The organism is Lysobacterales bacterium (assembly GCA_016703225.1).
GTDB lineage: Bacteria > Pseudomonadota > Gammaproteobacteria > Xanthomonadales > Ahniellaceae > JADKHK01.
This window is the reverse complement of record JADJCM010000001.1, coordinates 20,621-39,989: the sequence shown is the minus strand read 5'-3', so window position 1 is coordinate 39,989 and position 19,369 is coordinate 20,621. Positions and strand designations below refer to the sequence as shown.

13 protein-coding genes and 1 pseudogene are annotated in these 19,369 nt (G+C 67.8%); 9 read left to right on the top strand and 5 right to left on the bottom strand.

The features are described 5' to 3' along the window. The first annotated feature begins 10 nt into the window (after window positions 1-10). Window positions 11-2,257 (top strand): penicillin acylase family protein, encoded by a 2,247-nt coding sequence (locus IPG63_00185; protein ID MBK6725672.1) that lies wholly within the window; start codon window positions 11-13, stop codon window positions 2,255-2,257. A gap of 214 nt (window positions 2,258-2,471) precedes the next feature. On the opposite strand, the gene IPG63_00180 is transcribed toward IPG63_00185, so the two are convergent. Further along, window positions 2,472-2,840: a DUF3800 domain-containing protein gene (locus IPG63_00180; GenBank protein MBK6725671.1), complete on the bottom strand. Its 369-nt coding sequence runs from the start codon at window positions 2,838-2,840 to the stop codon at window positions 2,472-2,474. Window positions 2,841-2,879: 39 nt separating this feature from the next. After that, complete coding sequence (locus tag IPG63_00175; GenBank protein ID MBK6725670.1) at window positions 2,880-3,083, bottom strand: hypothetical protein; 204 nt, start codon at window positions 3,081-3,083, stop codon at window positions 2,880-2,882. 206 nt (window positions 3,084-3,289) lie between these two features. Between IPG63_00175 and dxs the strand changes: the two genes are divergently transcribed. The 3 genes from dxs (at window position 3,290) to IPG63_00160 (ending at window position 10,163) form a co-directional block, all read left to right on the top strand. Beyond that, window positions 3,290-5,188 carry a 1-deoxy-D-xylulose-5-phosphate synthase gene (gene dxs / locus IPG63_00170; GenBank protein MBK6725669.1) on the top strand — a complete coding sequence of 633 codons (1,899 nt, stop codon included), beginning with the start codon at window positions 3,290-3,292 and terminating at the stop codon, window positions 5,186-5,188. Between the two features lie 87 nt (window positions 5,189-5,275). Next, window positions 5,276-7,504, top strand: a complete 2,229-nt coding sequence (locus tag IPG63_00165) for a TonB-dependent receptor (protein MBK6725668.1) — start codon at window positions 5,276-5,278, stop codon at window positions 7,502-7,504. Window positions 7,505-7,577: 73 nt separating this feature from the next. Further along, window positions 7,578-10,163, top strand: coding sequence for a beta-propeller domain-containing protein (locus IPG63_00160; protein ID MBK6725667.1), 2,586 nt, complete (start codon window positions 7,578-7,580; stop codon window positions 10,161-10,163). Window positions 10,164-10,280: 117 nt separating this feature from the next. On the opposite strand, the gene IPG63_00155 is transcribed toward IPG63_00160, so the two are convergent. Next, complete coding sequence (locus tag IPG63_00155; GenBank protein ID MBK6725666.1) at window positions 10,281-11,051, bottom strand: enoyl-CoA hydratase/isomerase family protein; 771 nt, start codon at window positions 11,049-11,051, stop codon at window positions 10,281-10,283. Window positions 11,052-11,123: 72 nt separating this feature from the next. On the opposite strand from IPG63_00155, the gene IPG63_00150 reads away from it, so the two are divergent. The 5 genes and pseudogenes from IPG63_00150 to IPG63_00130 all read left to right on the top strand — a co-directional run bounded on the left by IPG63_00150 (window position 11,124) and on the right by IPG63_00130 (window position 17,946). Beyond that, window positions 11,124-11,540, top strand: coding sequence for a copper chaperone PCu(A)C (locus tag IPG63_00150; GenBank protein ID MBK6725665.1), 417 nt, complete (start codon window positions 11,124-11,126; stop codon window positions 11,538-11,540). Window positions 11,541-11,547: 7 nt separating this feature from the next. Next, window positions 11,548-12,491 (top strand): annotated as a pseudogene (locus IPG63_00145) (Fic family protein). Between the two features lie 13 nt (window positions 12,492-12,504). Continuing rightward, the gene (locus tag IPG63_00140; protein ID MBK6725664.1) at window positions 12,505-14,589 is read left to right on the top strand and encodes a hypothetical protein; all 2,085 of its coding nucleotides are present in this window, start codon (window positions 12,505-12,507) and stop codon (window positions 14,587-14,589) included. Continuing rightward, window positions 14,576-15,172, top strand: coding sequence for a sigma-70 family RNA polymerase sigma factor (locus IPG63_00135; GenBank protein ID MBK6725663.1), 597 nt, complete (start codon window positions 14,576-14,578; stop codon window positions 15,170-15,172). Before IPG63_00140 ends, IPG63_00135 begins: the two co-directional genes overlap by 14 nt. Continuing rightward, complete coding sequence (locus tag IPG63_00130) at window positions 15,169-17,946, top strand: serine/threonine protein kinase (protein MBK6725662.1); 2,778 nt, start codon at window positions 15,169-15,171, stop codon at window positions 17,944-17,946. The genes IPG63_00135 and IPG63_00130 overlap by 4 nt, the downstream gene beginning before the upstream one ends. On the opposite strand, the gene IPG63_00125 is transcribed toward IPG63_00130, so the two are convergent. Further along, entirely contained in the window at window positions 17,931-18,110 is a 180-nt protein-coding gene (locus IPG63_00125; protein MBK6725661.1) for a hypothetical protein, read from the bottom strand. The two genes, IPG63_00130 and IPG63_00125, sit on opposite strands and share 16 nt — an antisense overlap. After that, the gene (locus tag IPG63_00120) at window positions 18,094-19,332 is read right to left on the bottom strand and encodes an alpha/beta hydrolase (GenBank protein ID MBK6725660.1); all 1,239 of its coding nucleotides are present in this window, start codon (window positions 19,330-19,332) and stop codon (window positions 18,094-18,096) included. Before IPG63_00120 ends, IPG63_00125 begins: the two co-directional genes overlap by 17 nt. Window positions 19,333-19,369: the final 37 nt, after the last annotated feature.

Genomic DNA, 19,369 nt, shown 5'->3' with positions numbered 1-19,369 from the left:
GTCGGCGATGATGCGTCTGCAATGGTTGCTTGGCGGGCTGTTCGTGCTGGCTGGCTGCGCCTCGCCGCCCCGAGAAGCGCCCCCGCCTGAACAGGCAGCGACGGCGGTCGTGTCCGAATCCGAGCGGTTGGCCGCGATCGCTGCGCGCGTCACCATCCTCCGCGACGACTTCGGCGTGCCGCACATCTACGGCAAGACCGATGCCGATGCCGTGTTTGGGCTGCTCTACGCGCAGGCCGAGGACGACTTCCCGCGGATCGAGCGCAACTATCTGTGGGCGATCGGGCGGCTGGCCGAAGTGCAGGGCGAGTCGGCGTTGTGGAGCGACCTGCGCGCGAACTTGTACATGACGCGCGCAGAAGCCGAGGCCGCGTATGCGCACGCTCCGGAATGGTTACGCGAACTCTGCCAAGCCTTCGCCGATGGCCTGAACTTCTATCTGGCGACCCACCCCGGGGTGAAGCCGCAACGGCTCACGCGCTTCGAGCCGTGGATGCCGTTCTATTTCTTCGAAGGCTCGATCGGTGGCGACATCGAGTCGGTGCCGCTCGAAGGCATCGCCGCGTTCTACGGCCGCGGTCGCGCGGTCGAGGCGAGCCTGGCATCGGCTTCCGCAGAAGTCCGGCAGCCCGCGCCGTTGCCGATCGCATCCGCGCCGGCGCGCTTTGCCGAACCTTCCGGTTCCAACGGCTTTGCGATCGCAGGCAGTCGCACGCGCTCGGGTCATCCGCTGCTGCTGATCAATCCGCACACCTCGCTGTTCTTCCGCGGCGAAGTGCATGTGGTCAGCGAGGAAGGCTTGAATGCCTATGGCGCGGTGACCTGGGGGCAGTTCTTCGTCTACCAGGGATTCAACGAAACCACCGGCTGGATGCACACCTCGAGCTACGCCGATTTCATCGACGAATACGTGCAGCAGGTGCGGCGCGATGGCGACGTGCTGAAGGTCCGCGATGGCGATGTAATGAGTCCGGTCGAGACCTTCGATGTGTCGCTGAGCTACCGCGATGGCGACGCGATTCGCAGCCGCACCTTCCCGGTCTACCGCACGCGCCAGGGCCCGGTCACGCACACGATCGACGGACGCTGGACGACGACGCGGATCAACTGGAAGCCGGTCGATGCGCTCCGCCAGAGCTACCTGCGCATGAAGACGCGCGACTATGCCGGCTTCCGGGACATGATGCAGATTCGAGCCAATTCCTCGAACAACACCGTGTTCGCCGACGCCAGCGGCAACATCGCCTATTTCCACGGCAACTTCATGCCGAAGCGCGACCCGGCGTTGGACTATTCGCAGCCGCTGGACGGCAGCGATCCGCGCAGCGACTGGCAGGGCCTGCATGAACTCGACGAGATGATCACGCTGCTGAATCCCGGCAACGGTTGGATCCAGAACTGCAACTCGACACCGTTCAACGCCGCGCTCGACTTCAGCCCGAAGCGCGACGACTATCCGCGCTACATGGCGCCGGATGCCGAGACCTACCGCGCGATCCACGCCGTGCGCATGCTGAAGGACGCGAAGGACCTGACACTCGATAGCCTGATCGAACTCGCACACGATCCCGAACTGCCGGCCTTCGAGGTGTTGTTGCCGGGTTTGTTCACCGCCTACGACCACGATGCCCGCAACTGGCCGCAGCTCGCGCGCCCGATCTCGGTGCTCAGGCGCTGGGACCGCAAGGTCGCGCTGGACTCGGCGGGGATGACGCTGGCGCACTTCTATGGCGTGGCGCTGCTCGAACATCCGGCGCTGCCGCCCGGGTTGTCGCCGCTGGCGCAGGTCGAGTGGGCCGGGCGCGACAGCCTCGCTGCGGACCGGCTGGCCGCGTTTGCGCGCGTGGTCGCAACGCTCGAACGCGACTTCGGCAGCTGGGAAACGCCTTGGCGTGAAGTGAATCGCTACCAGCGCCTCGATGGCGCCATCGAACAACGCTACGACGATGCGCGGCCGAGCCTGCCGGTGCCGATGGCCTCGGGCAACTGGGGTGCGCTCGCCGCGTTCGGCGCCTTGCCGGGAGAAGGGACGAAGCGCATCTACGGCCGCAAGGGCAACAGCTTCATCGCCGCGGTCGAGTTCGGCCCGCGCCTGCGCGCCCGCACCCTGCTCGCCGGCGGCCAGAGCGGCGACCCGGCCTCCCCGCACTTCGCCGACCAGGCCGAACACTACGCCACCCGCCAATTCAAGGACGCAGCCTTCTACCGCGAAGACGTCGAGCGCCGCGCCGTGCGGCGTTACCACCCGGGGGAGTGAACGCGACGAAGCGCGTTTTCGGCAGCGCTGTCGCACGGTCTCGACTCATCGAAGGAAACCTCGTTTTGCCGCGGTGGAAATTCGGCGTAAGATGCGCGCACCTAGCCCCTTCGGACCGAACCGTCTCCGTAAGGTGTGCTTGCCGGGCGATCGTCCGGCTAGGCCGAGGGTGCGGACAAGGGGGCGACCACGTCGCTCCCTTCGTTTTTTCGAGTCACCCGAAATCCCAGACGTTTTCCAGCCGCGGGCCCAGCTGGCGCATCCAGCGGGCGTCCCGGCGCTCGTCGTCGCGCCGGGCACGCAGCACAGCGCCCGCGCACATGTCGGCCAGTTGGATCAGGTTGTCGTTCCTGGAGTCGACGAAGCGCAGACTGGCTACCTTGCCTTGCGCCAGCTCACGTCGCGGATAGCCGGCCAGCTCGCACTTGAACCGGCGGTCCCCGCTGCCGTCGACCTTGATCCTGGCGTCGCGCAGCGTGTCGTGATCGTGTGTCATCAGCAGGCGCAGAAAGAAGTTGTAGAAGCAGTCGCTGTCGCGCTTCAGGCGTTCGCTGTACAGACGCTGCTTCTCGACGACCAGCATTCGGGCGCGGAACTCCTGCTCGCGTACGGCCGAAAAGAACTAGTCGCGCACCCCGTCCGGAGACTTGGAGAACTTGATTTCCCCGTTGATCTGCAGGCGCTGTTTCAGGTCGGTGATGCAGGCCCCGGTCTGTTGCGCGGCGCGGTCGTCGTCGAAGCGCACCATCGCCACGACGAAATGGCTGGTGGAGCCCCGCCCGAGCTTGAAGCCGGTGTCACCGCTTTCATCCATCACCACCAGCATCGGCGCTTGATTCCTGTCTCGGAGCGGGTCGAGTCCGGCGCTTGGCGGATCGGTGCCGGGGTCGCGCCGGACCATAGCGACCCATTCGCTGACGAGGCTTTGGCCTCCGCGAGGACGGGTCTCGCGACTGCCTTGCCCGGCCTTTGCCTTGCTCTCTCCAGACCTTCGCCGGACAATCGCCCGTATTCCCTGATTTGATCCTGTCCATGATCGATGCCACGCGCTACCCGCGACTGGCGCAGATTGCCGTCCCCGGTGACTTGCGCCGCTTTCCCGAATCCGAGCTGTCGGCGATCGCCGCGGAACTGCGCGGCCATCTGATCGATTCGGTGGCGGTGTCGGGCGGGCATTTCGCCGCCGGGCTCGGCGTCGTCGAGCTGACCGTGGCCTTGCATTGGCTGTACGACACGCCGACCGATCGCCTGGTCTGGGACGTGGGCCACCAGTGCTATCCGCACAAGATCCTGAGCGGGCGCCGCGACACCATCCAGACGGTCAAGCAGCGCAACGGCGTGGCGCCGTTCCCGCGGCGCGAGGAAAGCGAATACGACACCTTTGGCGTCGGCCATTCCTCCACGTCGATTTCGGCGGCGCTCGGCATGGCGGTCGCGCTGCAACGGCAGGGCGATACGCGCAAGGTGGTGGCGGTGATCGGCGATGGCGCGATGACCGCGGGCATGGCCTACGAGGCGCTGAACCACGCCGGTGGCATGGATCCGGAGCCGAACCTGCTGGTGGTGTTGAACGACAACCAGATGTCGATCAGCGAGAACGTCGGCGGCCTGACCAAGATGTTTGCGCGACTGCTTGCGGGGCCCGCGTACACCGCGTTCCGCGAGGGCGGCAAGAAGCTGTTTCCGGCCAAGAGCCGCACCGGCAAATTCCTCAAACGCTGGGAAGAACATTGGAAGGGCATGGCGCTGCCGTCGACGCTGTTCGAGGAGATGGGGTTTCATTACACGGGGCCGGTGGATGGACATGATCTGCCGGAGATGCTGCGCATATTGCGCACCCTACGCGAGCTCAAGGGGCCGCAGCTGCTGCATGTGATCACGCGCAAGGGCAAGGGCTACGAGCGCGCCGAGGGCGACCAGATCGAATACCACGCGGTCGGGCCGTTCGATCCCGAAGTCGGCGTGGTCAAGAAGGCCGCACCGACCAAACCGAGCTACACCCAGGTGTTCGGCGACTGGCTGTGCGACATGGCCGCGACCGACCCCAAGCTCGCCGGCATCACCCCGGCGATGCGCGAAGGTTCCGGCCTGGTGCGCTTCTCGCAGGAGTATCCGCGGCAGTATTTCGATGTCGCCATTGCCGAGCAGCATGCGGTCACGCTCGCCGCCGGCATGGCCTGCGAGGGCATGAAGCCGGTGGTCGCGATCTACTCGACCTTCCTGCAGCGTGGCTACGACCAGCTGATCCACGACGTCGCGCTGCAGAACCTCGACGTGCTGTTCGCGATCGACCGCGCCGGCGTGGTCGGTCCCGATGGTGCGACCCATGCCGGCAGTTTCGATCTGAGCTTCCTGCGCTGCATCCCGAACCTGGTGCTGATGGCACCGGCCGACGAAGCCGAGTGTCGACGCATGCTCTCGACCGGCTATCGCCATCCTGGCCCTGCGGCAGTGCGTTATCCGCGCGGCAGCGGCCCCGGCGTCGCGGTGCCAAAGAATCTCGACACACTGCCAATCGGCGAGGCCGAGGTACGGCGTCGCGGGCGTAGCCTCGCCCTGCTCGCGTTCGGGGCGATGGTCGCGGAGGCTGCGAAGGTCGGTCTGGAGATCGACGCCACCGTGGTCAACATGCGTTTCATCAAGCCGCTGGACGAGAAGCTGCTGCTGGAGATCGCGCGCAGCCACGATGGTCTGATCACGATCGAGGACAATGCGGTGCAAGGCGGCGCCGGTTCCGCCGTCGCCGAACTGCTGGCCGCGCACGGGATCGCGGTTCCGCTGCTGCAGCTCGGCCTGCCCGACCGCTTCATCGAGCACATGACGCGCGAAGAGCTGCTGACCGAGGTCGGGCTCGACGCTGCCGGCATCCGCGCCAGCATCCGCAAGCGCTGGCCGCAGCAGCCGGTACCGGTGCGCAGCGTCGCCGGCTAGGCGCCACTGCGACAACGTGTCGCAGCGACGTGCCGCGACCCGATTCCTAGACTGTCCGGATCGTTTTCCACGTTTCCGGAGTCCTCCATGTCCCGCCCACACGCCCTCGCGGCCGCGGTGTTCGCCGCGCTGTCCGCTTCCGCCTTCGCCACCGAGAAAACCCTGCCACGGGTCGAGATCGAGGAGGTCGCGCCCGAACCCCTGCCGAACGCGAGCCCGGCGCGCGGCCTCAAGGCCAAGCGCGCCGCCACCAGCGACACTGCAGCCTTGCTGCGCGATGTGCCGGGCGTACAGTTGAACGGTGCCGGTGGCGTCTCCAGCCTGCCTGCCGTGCATGGCCTGGCCGATGATCGCCTGCGTATCCGCGTCGACGGCATGGATCTGGTCGCGACCTGCCCGAACCACATGAATCCGCCGCTCTCCTACCTGGACCCGGCGCAGGTCGCGTCGTTGCAGGTGTACGCCGGCATCGCGCCGGTCAGCCTTGGCGGCGACAGCATCGGCGGCAGCATCGTCGCCACTACACCGGCGCCGGCGTTTGCAGCGACGGGTGAAACGCGCGCCGGTGGCGAGGTCGCGAGTTTCTACCGCAGCAACAATGCGGCGCTTGGCGGGAGTGTCGATCTGCACTGGGCGAATGATGGCTTCCACGTCGGCTATCGCGGGGGCAGCAGCCGCGCCGACAACTACCGCGCCGGGCGCGACTTCAAGCCGGCAGCGAGTACTGGTCGGCCGGGTCACGAATTGCCGCTCGATGAGGTCGGCTCGACCGCCTACGAAACCGCGAACCACGCACTGACTCTGGCGCTGAAGCGCGACGCGCACCTGCTGGAGGCAAAGCTCGGCTACCAGGACATGCCCGAGCAGTTGTTCCCGAACCAGCGCATGGACCTGCTCGACAACACCCAGCAGCGCGGCAGCCTGCGTTATCGCGGCGAGTTCGGCTGGGGTGCGCTCGATGCCAGTGCCTACCACGAGCGCGTCGATCACTTCATGGACTTCGGGCCGGACAAGCGCTTCTGGTATGGCAGCAACTCGGGCCCCGGCAATCCCTGCGATCCGATCCGCTACATGGGTGACCCGGCCGGCACCTGCGCCGGCGGCATGCCGATGTACAGCGCCGGTCGCACCAGCGGCGCGCGGGTCGCGGCCGATCTCGGGTTCGGTGCCGCCGACCTGTTGCGCGTCGGCGCGGAGATGCAACGGTATGAACTCGACGACTGGTGGACGCCCTCAGGCGGCGGCATGGGCCCCGGTGTTTTCTGGAACATCGCCGATGGCGAACGCGATCGCAACGCACTGTTCGCGGAGTGGGAGCAGCACGTCTCCGATGCCTGGATGACCTTGCTCGGCGCTCGTTTCGAACAGGTGCATACCGACGCCGGCGATGTGCGCGGCTACAACACGATGCCGAACGCGCCCGGCGGCCAGTACGCCGAGGCCAACGCCTTCAATGCCCGCGATCGCGAACGCAACGACCACAATTGGGACCTGACCGCATTGGCGCGCTACACGCCGAGTGCACGTTTCGATCTCGAGTTTGGCCTCGCGCGCAAGGCGCGCACGCCGAACCTGTACGAACGCTACACCTGGTCGAGCTGGCCGATGGCGGCGACGATGAACAACTTCGTCGGCGACGGCAACGGCTACATCGGCAGCATCGACCTGGAACCTGAGGTCGCGCACACGCTGTCGGCGACCTTCGACTGGCACGCCGCCGACCACGCCTGGCGGCTGCGCGCCACGCCGCACTACACGAGCGTGCACGACTACATCGACGCCGCGCCGCGCACCGGCTGGGCCGCCAACCGCTTCAACGTGCTGCAACTGTCGAACCAGTCGGCGCGGTTGGTTGGCATCGATCTATCGGGTGAGGCGCGACTCGGCGAAGGCGGGTTCGGCGCGTTCGCGTTCGAGGGCATCGTCAACCATCTGCGCGGCGTGAACCGCGAGCGCGACGACGATCTCTACAACCTGATGCCGCTGAACGCACGGCTGCGCTTCAAGCATGCGTTCGGCGGCTGGAACAGCGTGCTCGAATTGGAACTGGTCGATGCCAAGGACCACGTGTCGGCGGTGCGCAACGAGGTGCCGACCGACGGCTATGGGCTGCTGCACCTGCGCACCTCGCGCGAGTTCGGTCGCCTGCGTCTTGACGCCGGCATCGAGAACCTGTTCGACCGCGGCTATCGCCTGCCGACTGGCGGTGCCTACCTCGGTCAGGGCACGACCATGAGCATGAACGGCGTGCCCTGGGGCATCGCGGTGGCGGGCATGGGGCGCAGTGTCCACCTCGGGCTCAGCCTCGGTTTCTGAGGCTGCGGCGGCGCGCTGGGGGAATCGTCACGCACGGGCGTCGTCTGGGCAGGAATGCCCGAGGAGACCTCCGATGCGCGCACTGCTGCTTTGTTGCCTGATCCTGATCGCTGCGCCGGTGCTGGCGCAGCGCGACTACACCGCGCCCGCCGATGCCGAGCGCACCGATGTCTGGTTTGACCCCACCGATTCCGGCTGGGCGCTGACGATCGCGCCTTCGGGTGCGATCAGTTCGGCGCTGCTCACCGATTTCGACGCCGCCGGTGCGCCGCGCTGGTGGTTCGGCGGCGCGGTGCGCGCGGGTCCGGGGCAGGTGGCGATGGCGCTGTATCGGCCGCGCTGGGACGTGGCGCGTCAACAGTTGGGCGGGGCCACGCAGGCCGGGCAGCTGAACTTCGTGCGGCACAGCGAAGACGCGGCGCACGTGGTGCTGCAACTCGATGGCCGTACGCGCGAACACACGCTGGTTCGCTACGTCGTCAACCGCGACTTCAGTCTCGGCGACCGTTCCGGCTTCTGGTTCGACCCGGTCGATGGCGGGCACGGCCAGCTGCTGATCCAGCAGGGCCGCTGGGTCGGCTCGATCTCGCTCGGTTACGACCGTGGCGGCGAGCCAACTTGGGCATTCGCGCAGGGCGATATCGGTGAAGGGCTGCTCGCGGCCACACGCGTGCGTCGCGTTTGCGACCCCGGTTGCCGGCTGCTGTCGGAAGCCGGCGGCGAAACCCGCATCCGCTTCCGTGGCCAGGACGATGCCATTGCGTCGATCACCCTCGGCGACGCGCAGGGTGTGTTCTGGTCGCGCCCGGACAAGGCGCTCTCGCGCTACACCGAAGCACCGAACACGCGGCTGCATGCGGGGGCACTGGCGCGCTTTTCCGACGCGGCAGCGATGACGCACTTCGTGCAACAAACCGCAGCGCACAATCCGTACTACAACCTCGATGGCTGCATCGATTTCTCGCCGGGTGTGCCTGCGGCCACCACCGCCAGCGACACCAATGTGCAGGAAGAAGGTGTCGGCGAATACGACCTGATCCAGCGCATCGGCAGTCGCGTATACAGCCTGAGCGCTCGCGACGATGGCGTGCGCCGCCTGCGTCTGCATGTGCTCGATGCGGCGAGCGGCGTGGCCAGCGAGACGGGCTCGATCGCGCTGCCCGAAGGCATGCAGGAGATCGGGCTGCATGTCGCCGGGCAGGGGGCGCAGACGCGCCTGATCCTGCTCGCCGGGCTCAATCCGTTCTACACCGCGTTTTCGCCGTGGTGCGGTTTCGAGCCGATCGACGGCAACGTGGTCGCGGTCGTGTACACGCTGGACGTGGAAGGCATGCCGCAGGAGGTTCGGCGCATCGAGCTGCAAGGCATGTTCGCGACCAGTCGGCTGGTCGGCGACGCGCTGTTCCTCGCCAGCTCGCGGCTGGTGCAGGTCACCGATGCCGGCGCGCCGATCCTGCCGCAGTGGCGCGAGAACGGCGGCCCGTGGCAGCCGATGGTCACGCTCGAATCCGTGTGGCTTCCGAACTTCGCGCCCAACGACTACGAGCGCAGCCTGACCACGCTGTCGCGTTTCGATCTCGGCGGTGGCGCGCCCGTGTTCGTGTCGCTGTTTGCGCGCCCGGAGCTCTCCTACGTCGCGCCCGGTGCCTGGTATCTGGCGACCAGCGAGTACCGCATCGCCTCGGGCATTGTGCCGTCCGGTGGCGCTGCGCCGCAGCTCGATATCCACAAGCTGGCGCTGCCCGACCTGAGCTATCGCGCGAGTGGCAGCGTGCCGGGCAGCATCAGTACCTCAGCCGAGGGCGCATTCCGCTTCTCCGAACGCGACGGGCTACTGCGTGTGCTGACCGACCACGCTTGGTGGTCCTGGTCGGCGACGACGCTGTTCGAACTCTCGGTGCTGCGCGAGAACACCGCCAGCCGACAGCTCGAACGCATTGCGTCGCTGCCCAACGCTGCACGCCCGGCACCGATCGGCCCGCCCAACGAGCAAGCCTACGGCGTGCGTTTCGTCGGTGATCGTGCCTATGCGGTCAGCTTCTTCCGCACCGACCCGTTGTATGCGATCGACCTCTCCGACCCGCTCGACCCCAAGCTCGATTCGGCGCTCGAGATCACCGGGTACTCCGACTACCTGCATCCGCTGCCCGGCGGTTTTCTGCTCGGCGTCGGTCGCGATGCCACACCCGCGAGCGGCGGCGACGGTTGGGGTGGGGCGTGGTTGCTCGGCCTGAAGTTCAGCCTGTTCGACCAGCGCGATCCGCTGCATCCGATCGAGTCCTGGCGACAGATCAGCGGCACCCGCGGCAGCGATTCCGCGCTGCTCGACGACCACCACGCCATCGCCGCCGCCGTCACTCCCGACGCGCGCACGCGCATCGCCATCCCGATCGTCCGCCACGACGGCAGCTATTCCGAACCGTGGTCCTGGGCCCCCTGGCAGTTCAGCGGCGTCGCCAGTTTCGAGGTTGATGCGAGCGGCTTCGTGCACGGCTACCGCGAACACCGGGCGGTACTCGCCGCCCCGGTCGGCCCGCCCTACCGCCACGTCGACGGCGCCCGCACCCTGTTGCTCGGCGACAGCCTGTTCCTGCTCAGCAATGGCCACTGGTACGGCACCCGCTTCGACGCCACCACGCCGATGACGGGGCCGTATTGAGCGCGATCCGCCAATGTCCGAGACGCGGATGCGGTCCCCGAGGCGGCGGAAGTCCGCCGCGCCGTGGGTGAGCAGGTGCGCGGAGGTTCGCGTGATTCCGGTCGCATGAGGGCCGGGTCAGGTCTTGGACTTGAGTTTTTCGACGAGTGCCTTCAGCACCGTCTGCGTCTCTTCGCCGAACCAGATGTCGGCGAAGCTTGCGGCGGGGAAGCGGTGGGGGTCGGCCATGATTTCGGCGAGGTCGCTGCGAGCAAAGCGCCGCGTGTTGGCCACTGCCAGCGGAGGCAGGAACAGGTGTTGTTGGCACCAGGCGAGGGCTCGCGGGATGACGGCGTCGATGGCGACCACTTCGTCGACGAAACCGATGCGCAGCGCTTCGTCGCTGTCGAGCATCGCGCCGGCGACCATCAGCCGCTCGGCGCGATGCGCGCCGACCAGGCGCCGCAGTGCGAGCTGGATCACTTCCGGCACCATCAGCCCGACCTGTACCTCGTTCAGTCCGATGCGGAAGGGCTTGTCCGGGTCCGGCGAGCGCGCCATGACGCGGTAGTCGCAGAAGATCGACAGCACCGCGCCGCCGGCGGGCGAATGCCCGGTGATGGCGGCGACGGTCGGGATGGGCGAGCGCGCGATCGCGGCCATCAGTCCGAAGAAGTCGTCCCAGAACGCGATCATGCCGGCGCGATCCAGTTGCAGCAGTTCGATCACGTCGAGCCCGCCCGAGAACATCTTCGGCTGGCCCGAAAGCACCACCGCGCGAAAGCCCTGGCCGGCCGCGTCGGCGAGCGCCGGGCGCAACTGCGCCACCAGCGCCGGTGACAGCGCGTTGACCGGCGGACGCGCCAGGCGCAGTTCGAGGATGCGGTCGTGTTCGATGCGTTCGAGCATGCGGTTCACCGATGCGGGCGGGGCGGGCACGTATCATAGCCGCCCCTTTCCCGTGGTCCGACGACGATGACGATGCGTGCCTTGCTGTGGCTGGTGCTGTTGGCGATGGGTGTGGTGCAGGCCGGCGACGCGGCACTCGCGGCGCGCGATGGTTGGATCCGCGCCGCGCCGCCGGTCGCGAAGGTGCGTGCCGGATACCTGGTGATCGAGAACCACGGCGACGCCGAGGTCGTGCTCAACGCGGCCGACAGCGCCGATTTCGGCGCGATCGAGATCCACGAGATGATCGACGACGCCGGCACCATGCGCATGCGCCGCGTGCTCGAGCTGCGTGTGCCTGCGAATGGTCGGGTCGAGCTGAAACCCGGCGGCCTGCACCTGATGATGTTCAGGCCGCAGCGCGAGCTGCCCGAGGGCGCGGAGGTGAAGATCGCGCTGCAGGGACCCAAAGCCCGCGTCGAGGCGCGCTTGCTCGTGCGCGCGCCGTGAGCGGTTCATGAAGCGCGCGTACTCTCCGCCATGCACGCTCGGATCCGGCATCGTGAGCCAGGTAGCGCGCGTCGCCGAGGCGGTGGGGAAATTGTCGGCCCGAGCGGAGGTCGGTCGTGACCTGCGTCTGCGCCGCGACAATCGCATCCGCACCATCCACGGCTCCTTGGCGATCGAAGGCAACACGCTGAGCGAGCTGCAGATCACCGCCATCCTCCAAGGCAAGCGGGTCGCGGCACCCCCGCGCGAGATTCAGGAAGTGCGCAATGCACTCATGGCCTATGAACAGCTCGGGCGCTGGCGCCCGACGCGCGAGGCGGACTTGCTGGAAGCGCATCGCATCCTGATGAGCGGCCTCGTCGACGACGCCGGGATATGGCGTCGCCAGGGCGTGGGGGTGATGGCCGGAAGCAAGCTCCTGCACATGGCGTCGCAAGCGGATCGTGTGCCGCAGCTGATGAAGGATCTATTGCGATGGCTGGCGCGCACCGGTCGAGAGCCTGGTGCATGAACATCAGGAGGCCTACTACCGCGGAATCGGCGAGAGCACGCGCCAGGCCGACGCCGCGCCTTTCGTCACGTTCATGCTTGGCATGATCCTCGCTGCGGTCGTCGAAGCGACCCCCCCAGGATGCCCCCCAGGTTACCCCCCAGGTCGAGCGCTTGCTGCTCGCGCTGCACGGCGCCATGAGCCGCGAAGCCTTGCAGGCGGAACTGGACTTGCAGGATCGCAAGTGGTTCGGCGAGCGCTATCTCGGCCCCTCTCTGGCCGGTGGCTGGATCGAGATGTCCATTGCCGACAAGCCGAGCAGTCGCTCGCAGCAGTATCGTCTGACCGAGCAGGGAAAAAGTGGCTGCGAAATCGCTCAACGCCATGATCAGCCAAGGTTTCTGCAATCTTTCGTGCGGCATGTCGGCTGCGGTCGCATTTTGACGCTAAGGGCAGAATGACCCGAGGAGCGCCATGAAAACCCTGCTGACCCTGATCCTGTTCGGACTCGCCACCGCCTGCCAGGCGGCCAACCTGACCATCCCGACCAGCCATCCGCGGCTGTGGTTCGGCAATGGCGCGCGGCTGGCGCAGGCGCAGGCGCGTTTCGCCACGAATCCGTTCACGCCCGCCGGTGGCGACATCCAGTATGAGCGCGCATTGCGTGGCGTGCTTACCGCCAATGTCGGTGATTGCGATCTCGCCGCCGACTATCTGGTCGCCTGGCTGGTCGAGAACAATGGCAGCCGCCGCGATGCCTTGCGCCAGCAGGGCGAAGAACTGCTGCTGATCTACGACTGGTGCCACGACCGCTTCACGCCGGCCGAAATCAGCACGCTGGTCACGCGCTGGAACGGCTACATGGACCTGGAAATCAATGACGATTTCGCCAACCAGGGTTCGGAGGCCAACAACTACTTCACGGGACGCACCCGCAATCTGCTGATGTGGGGCATCGCCAGCTTCCACGAGAACGCCCGCGCTCAGGAGTTCATCAACCAGTCGCTCGACACCCGCTACGGCACCTGGTTTCCGTCCTGGTACCAGGACTTCGGCCGCGGCGGCGTGTTCCCCGAGGGCGGCGACTACGGTGTGGTCAGCCTGTCCTACCCGATCATTGCGTTCGCCAGTGCCGGCGATTTCGGCTACGACGCCTTTGCGCTCTCGCCTTACTATCGCGAGGCGATCTACGCGACGCTGTACGGCACCACACCCGGTGCAACCACGCTCAACACCGGCTTCACCGGCGGCTATCTGCTGTTCCCGTTCAACGACGACGAGAACCTGCACGGCGGCGGCGTGATCAATGCGCGCAACTATCTCGGCGACTTCGCCCGCTACTTCGGTGCGCGCGACGTCGCGAGTGGCAACGCGCGCCATGCCCGCGCCTGGCTCGCGACCACGAATGCCGGACGCAGCTGGCTGTTCGATGCCCTCGGCGGCACCGGTTCGGCAGCCGACTTCGCCGATCTGCCGCTCGACTACTACGCGCCCGGCGCGCAGGTGTTCGACCTGCGTTCGGCGCACGACGCCAGCGCCACCCAGGTGCATCTGCAGCTCGGCACGCCGGGCGGCACCGAGCATCGCCACTACGATGCCGGCAGCTTCCAGATGTGGCGCAAGGGTCGCTTCCTGACACGCGAGACCGCCGGCTATTCCGACCAGATCGCCGGTTTCCAGGGCAACGGCAATATCGACACCGAGCATCCGCTGGCGCACAACACGCTGCTGTTCGAGGGCTGGAACACCGGGCGCTGGGTCGGGCGCGGCCCGCACGTGATCCCGGAAGGCGGCGACCGTGGCGAGCAACCGCGTGGCCTGCCCGCGGTGAAGCGGCTGCAGCACGAGCCGCAGTTCGGTTACGTCGCGGTGGATTACTCGGATGCCTATCGCAACATGCCCGACAGCCGCGTCGACTGGCCCTATGCGGACAAAGCCTGGCGCGAGTTCCTGTTCATCCGGCCGTTGCAGACGCTGCTGATCCTCGATCGCACGCGCGGTTCCGCCGATTCGCTGCTGCCCTGGTACAACGGCGGAGGATGGCTGCTCGATGGCCCGCACGTCGCTGCCAACCTGGTGCGACGTACCTTCGTCATGCACTTCGAAACGCTGCCGACAGCGAGTACAAATCGCGTTGCGGCCGCACTGGGCACGCAGACCTCGGAGCTGATCACCTTGTTGCCGACGAGCCCAAGCTATCGCGTCCTCAACGAAGACCGCCCCGGCGACGAGGAGGCCGGCCAGTATCGCGTCGAGCTCGACCAGTCCGGCAGCACCGACGCCTACTTCCTGCACCTGGTCACCGGCTATGACGCCGGCGAGGCCGCGCTCACTGCCAATCTGGTCGACAACGGCGCCAGCTGGACCATCACGCTCAGCCATCCGACGCGCGGCAACGCCAGCATCGTGCTGGTGAAGGGCATGAGTTCGAGCGGCGGCAGCATTGCCATCAACGGTGGCGCCGCGACGCCGCTGCGCGAAACCGTGCAGCCGATCAGCGTCACCAGCGAGCGCCCGGTGTGGGGCTCGTCGGGACTGTTCGGCGATGGGTTCGAGTAAGAGCGAGCACGACGCTGCGGCGCCCGGGTCGGACATCACCGGCCTGCTCGGGCGCGCCGGTGCCGGCGACGCCGAGGCGGCCAATCGCCTGCTGCCGCTGATTTACGCGCGGCTCAAGGAACTCGCGCGCCGGCAGCTCGGACGCGAAGCCGACTCACCCTCACTCGCAACCACGGCGTTGGTGCACGACGCCTACCTGTCGCTGTTCGGCGACGCCGATCTCGCCTGGCGCGATCGCGGACACTTTTTCGCGTACGCTGCGCGCGCCATGCGCAGCATCCTGATCGACCGTGCCAGACATCGCATGCGCAGCAAGCGCGGCGGCGGCGCGCTGCGCGTGGAAATGCCCGAGCAGGAACTGGTCGCCGACGACGAATGCCTGGAGTTGCTGGCGATGGACCAGGCCCTGACCGCGCTCGGTGCAACGCATCCGCGGCTGGTGCAGGTGGTCGAGCTGCGCTTCTTCGCCGGCTTGTCGGTCGAGGATACGGCGAACGCGCTCGAGGTTGACACGCGCACCATCGAACGCGACTGGCGCAAGGCGCGCGCCCTGATCCATGACGCGATGGGCGCCTCGGCGTGAGCTCCGCGGACCCGGACACGCCGCCGGCGGAGTGGCTGGATGCGTGGTTCGACCTCGATGCCGAGGCGCAGGCGCGGGTATTGGCCGATGCCGAGGTGCCCGCCGCCTGGCGTGCAGCAGCGGCTCGATTGCAGGCGGCAGCCGCGCGCGTCGGCGTGCTCGACCGCGACCCCACGGCCGTGGCCGAAGGACTGCTTGGTGCGCCGCCTGCGGTACCGAAGGCGGGCGACGCCGTCGGCCGCTACTGCCTCGATGCGCTGATCGGGCAAGGCGGCATGGCCACGGTGTGGTCCGCGCGCCACCAGGACCCGCAGTTGCCGCAACGGGTCGCGATCAAGTTCCTGCGCACGACGCTGTTCACGCCGGAATGGCGCGAGCGCTTCCTGCGCGAGCAGCGCATCCTCGCCCGCCTCAACCATCCCTGCATCAGCCGCCTGTTCGACGCCGGCCTCGACCGCAGCGGCGCGCCCTACATCGCGATGGAGCTGATCGAGGGCGAACCGATCGGCGCGTACTGCGACGCCCGCGGCCTCGACTGCGCCACACGCGTGCGGTTGTTCCTGAAGGTCTGCGCCGCGGTCGCCTACGCGCATCGAAACCTGGTCGTGCACCGTGACCTCAAGCCCGGCAACGTGCTGGTCGGTGGCGACGGCGAGCCGCACCTGCTCGACTTCGGCATCGCCAAGCTGCTCGACGCCACCGGTGCCGAGCGCGACCGCACCGGCACCGGCCTGCATCTGCTGACGCCGGCCTACGCCGCCCCGGAACAGCTGGCGCAGGGCGACATCACCACCGCCACCGACGTCTATGGCCTCGGTGCCCTGCTGCACGAACTGCTGTCGGCAGCGCGGCCGCAACAGGCCGAGGGTGGTTGGCTGCAGCGGCCCTCAGCGCGGGTCGATGCGGCGGCCGCAGCCCGGCGCGGGCTGCATTCGGCGGCAGCATTGCGGGCGCAGTTGCGTGGCGATCTGGATGCGATCCTGGAACGCGCGCTGCGCCGCGAACCGGAACTGCGCTACGCATCTGCGCATGAATTCGGCGAGGACCTGGAACGCTGGTTGCGCCAGGAAACAGTGCGCGCCCGCGCCGACAACTGGCGCTACCGCAGCGGCAAGTTCGTGCGCCGGCATCGGCTGGCACTGGCTCTGGTCCTGGCCGCGGTACTCGGACTGGCGTTGGCGACCGTAGTCAGCGTGCGTGCATCCTTGCGCGCCGATCGTGCCGCTGCGGCTGCGGTGCAGGAAGCCGAGCGCGCACGGCGCAGTCGCGACTTCGTGTTGGCGTTGCTGCACGACTTGCGCCCCGGGGCGTCGTCGCGCACGCCGGAGCGGCTGCTCGACCGCGCGGCGGCGCGCATCGAGCAACAGTTCGGCGACGACCCCGAGAGCCGCGTCGAACTGCAGCTGGTGCTCGGTGAACTGGAACGCGGCTACAGCCGCCTGGCGCCGTCGCGCACGCTGCTCGAACGCGCCAGCGCGACCGCGCGCAGGCAGCACGGCGGCGCTTCGCCGCTGTGGCTGCGTGCCGAGGCAAGTCTCGCGCACACCGCGTTTCGTGAGGGCACCTATCGTGACGGCGCGTCGCGGCTGCAGAAGGCGCTGGCGGAGTACGACGGTGCCGGTGGCGAGTTCGGTGCGGCGCGCATCAGCGCCTTATCGCGGCTCGGGCAACTGCGCGACCATGCCGAGGATTCGCCCGCGGCCTTGGCACTGCACACCGAAGCCGACACCGCCGCGCGGCGCCTGCTCGCAGCGGATGATCCACTGCGGCTGGAGGTGCGCGAGCTGTACGGCGAAGCGCTCGCCGGCGCCGGTCAGGATGACGCGGCGCGCGCGGTGCTGCGCGAGAACCTGGCGGCGTTGCGCGCCCGCTACGGCGATCGCGATCTGGCCGTGGTCAGTGCGCTCGAGTCGCTGGCGCTGCGCGAGATCGAAGCCGACGCGCCGCAGGCGGCGTTGGCACTGTTGCTCGAAGCGCGCGCCATCGCTGCGTCGATTCTCGATGGCCCGCACGTGATCGCCGGCTATGTCGAAAACTCGCTCGGTCTCGCAGCGCTGTACGCCGCTGACCCGGCGCAGGCATCGCAGGCATTCGAGCGCGCGCTCGCGATCTTCAAGGCCTTGCTGAAACCGCCGCACCCCTTGCTCGAAGCCACCCACGCCAACCGCGGCGAAGCGGCGTTCGAACGCGGCGATTTCGCCGCCGCGGTTGCCGCATTCGCGGCGGCGCAGGCGCAGCGCGAAGCGCTCGATCCGCAGTCGCAACGCGGCGCGTTCGCGCCGTCGTGTCTGGCCGGGGAGGCGTACACGCGTGGCGGCGATGCGACGCGCGCATTGGCGCTGCTCGAACCTTGTGTCGGTGCGCTGCAGCGTCGTACCGGCGCCGCGACGGCGCAGCTGGCCACGGCACTCGCGCTGCGCGCCGAGGCCGAGTGGCGCGCGGGCCGCAGCGACGCAGCACAAGCCAGCGCATTGCAGGCACTTGCGTCCGCGCCTGCGGATAGCGCGCACGCGGCACTGGTGCCGTTGCGCGTGCTGGCCGAGATCGAGCTGCAGGATCGCGACGCCGGCAACGTGCGCGAACGGCTCGATGCCGTGCTCGCGATCGCACCCGAGCTGCCGCGGCCGTGGCCGCGGCCCTGCGACAGCGCCCGGCAACTGTCGCGCCTGGCGGAAATCGCGGTGCAGTTCGGCGATGCCGCGCGTGCCACCGCGTTGCGCAACGCCGCCGGGTCGTGCAACCCGGCGGCGCCGTTGCCTCAACCGCCGCAGTAGCGGTCGAACAGCTCGCAGGCGCTCTGGTCGCCGCGGTCGCATTTCTCCATCATCTTGCGGCAATACACCCAGCTCATCGACTTGCTCGCCTGCGGCCGCACATTGGCGGCGATCAGGCTGCGCAGGGCATGCGTCTGCTGCTCCAGCTCAGCTTCCGAGCGCAATGGCGAAGCATTGTTCGCGAGCGTCAGGATCGGCCCCGGCCCACCGCGCAGGCAATCCTGGTAGTTCCAGCCGCACAACATGCTGTTGCCGCCAAACATGCAGTTCAGGAACTGGTTGTGGCAGCGCTGTTCGATGCTCTGCGGTGGCCGCAGCTTTGGGCTGGGCGTGCCGCTGCTGGCGCCAGCAAGGCCGGCGAGGGCGAGCAATGCGACCGTGACCACGGTCTGAAAGGTGATGCGAAGCTTCATGAGCGACTCCGTTGCAAGCGACGACGCGGCGGACCGCGGGCGCCAGCACAATGCCGGCGCCGGTAGTGGAAGCGCGCTTTGGGGGGTGATGGCGACACGCGTCGGGAATTCTCCCAGTGGTTGGCGCGGTTCCAGAGCCTGCCGTGAAATAGCGATACAGGGCGATCGGCGTGGCCATGGCCATGTTGCTGCCGTGGTCGGCGCCGACGCTGAGTTCATGCGACCAGCGCACCGTGTCGGGTGCGGTCGTCGCAAGTGCTTGCAGCGCAGCGTCATAGCCGGCGCGCATCTTCTCGTTCTCGTCATCACCGAGGCTCAGAAACAGGTAGGTCTCGCCAGGCAGTTGCGGCAGTTGTGCGCGGAGCCGTTTGAGCATTGCATGATCGTCGCGCCACAACGCCGGGCTGTGGGCGAAGCGTGCCGTGAACAGTTCCGGTGCGGCGAGCAGCGAGTGCACCACGAACAGTCCACCGCGCGAATGTCCGGACAGGATGCGGATGCGGTTGCTGCGATACCTTCGCTCGATCTCCACGATCAGTTCGTCGCGGATGAACCCGAGAAACCGATCGGCTTCACCCGCTGGAGAGTCGGCGCGATCGACGTCCTGGCGCATGCCCGGCGGCGTGTAGTCGCGTTGTCGGGAGGTGTCATCCGGACTCGGAATTCCGACCACGATCAGTTCCGCCGCCAGCCCGAGGCGGGCGAGCAGGCTGCTCGATTGGACCATGGTGATGAACTGCGGCCCGGCATCGAGTACGTAGGCGACGGCGTAGCGCCGCTGCGGATCGCAGCGGTAACTCGCGGGCAGATGCACCACGTAGTCGCGTGATTCGCCCAGCTTCTTCGAGTGCAGCGATGCGCGGATCGCGTCGGTCGGCACACCGTCTTGGGACAGTATTGCGATGGTGGTGATCGCGGTCGTCGTCGCGAGCGCGAGTGCGCCCGTCGCAGTCCATAACCAGCTGCGTTTCATCGGTGCTCCATGTGGTTTCGCCCGCGCCGCGCGGGCG

Coding starts and splice junctions, on each gene's coding strand:
- IPG63_00135 (MBK6725663.1), top strand. CDS start 14,576: ATGGGTTCGAGTAAGAGCGAGCACGACGCTGCGGCGCCCGGGTCGGAC.
- IPG63_00180 (MBK6725671.1), bottom strand. CDS start 2,840: ATGCTGGTCGTCGAGAAGCAGCGTCTGTACAGCGAACGCCTGAAGCGC.
- dxs (MBK6725669.1), top strand. CDS start 3,290: ATGATCGATGCCACGCGCTACCCGCGACTGGCGCAGATTGCCGTCCCC.
- IPG63_00185 (MBK6725672.1), top strand. CDS start 11: ATGCGTCTGCAATGGTTGCTTGGCGGGCTGTTCGTGCTGGCTGGCTGC.
- IPG63_00120 (MBK6725660.1), bottom strand. CDS start 19,332: ATGAAACGCAGCTGGTTATGGACTGCGACGGGCGCACTCGCGCTCGCG.
- IPG63_00175 (MBK6725670.1), bottom strand. CDS start 3,083: ATGCTGGTGGTGATGGATGAAAGCGGTGACACCGGCTTCAAGCTCGGG.
- IPG63_00165 (MBK6725668.1), top strand. CDS start 5,276: ATGTCCCGCCCACACGCCCTCGCGGCCGCGGTGTTCGCCGCGCTGTCC.
- IPG63_00160 (MBK6725667.1), top strand. CDS start 7,578: ATGCGCGCACTGCTGCTTTGTTGCCTGATCCTGATCGCTGCGCCGGTG.
- IPG63_00140 (MBK6725664.1), top strand. CDS start 12,505: ATGAAAACCCTGCTGACCCTGATCCTGTTCGGACTCGCCACCGCCTGC.
- IPG63_00150 (MBK6725665.1), top strand. CDS start 11,124: ATGCGTGCCTTGCTGTGGCTGGTGCTGTTGGCGATGGGTGTGGTGCAG.
- IPG63_00155 (MBK6725666.1), bottom strand. CDS start 11,051: ATGCTCGAACGCATCGAACACGACCGCATCCTCGAACTGCGCCTGGCG.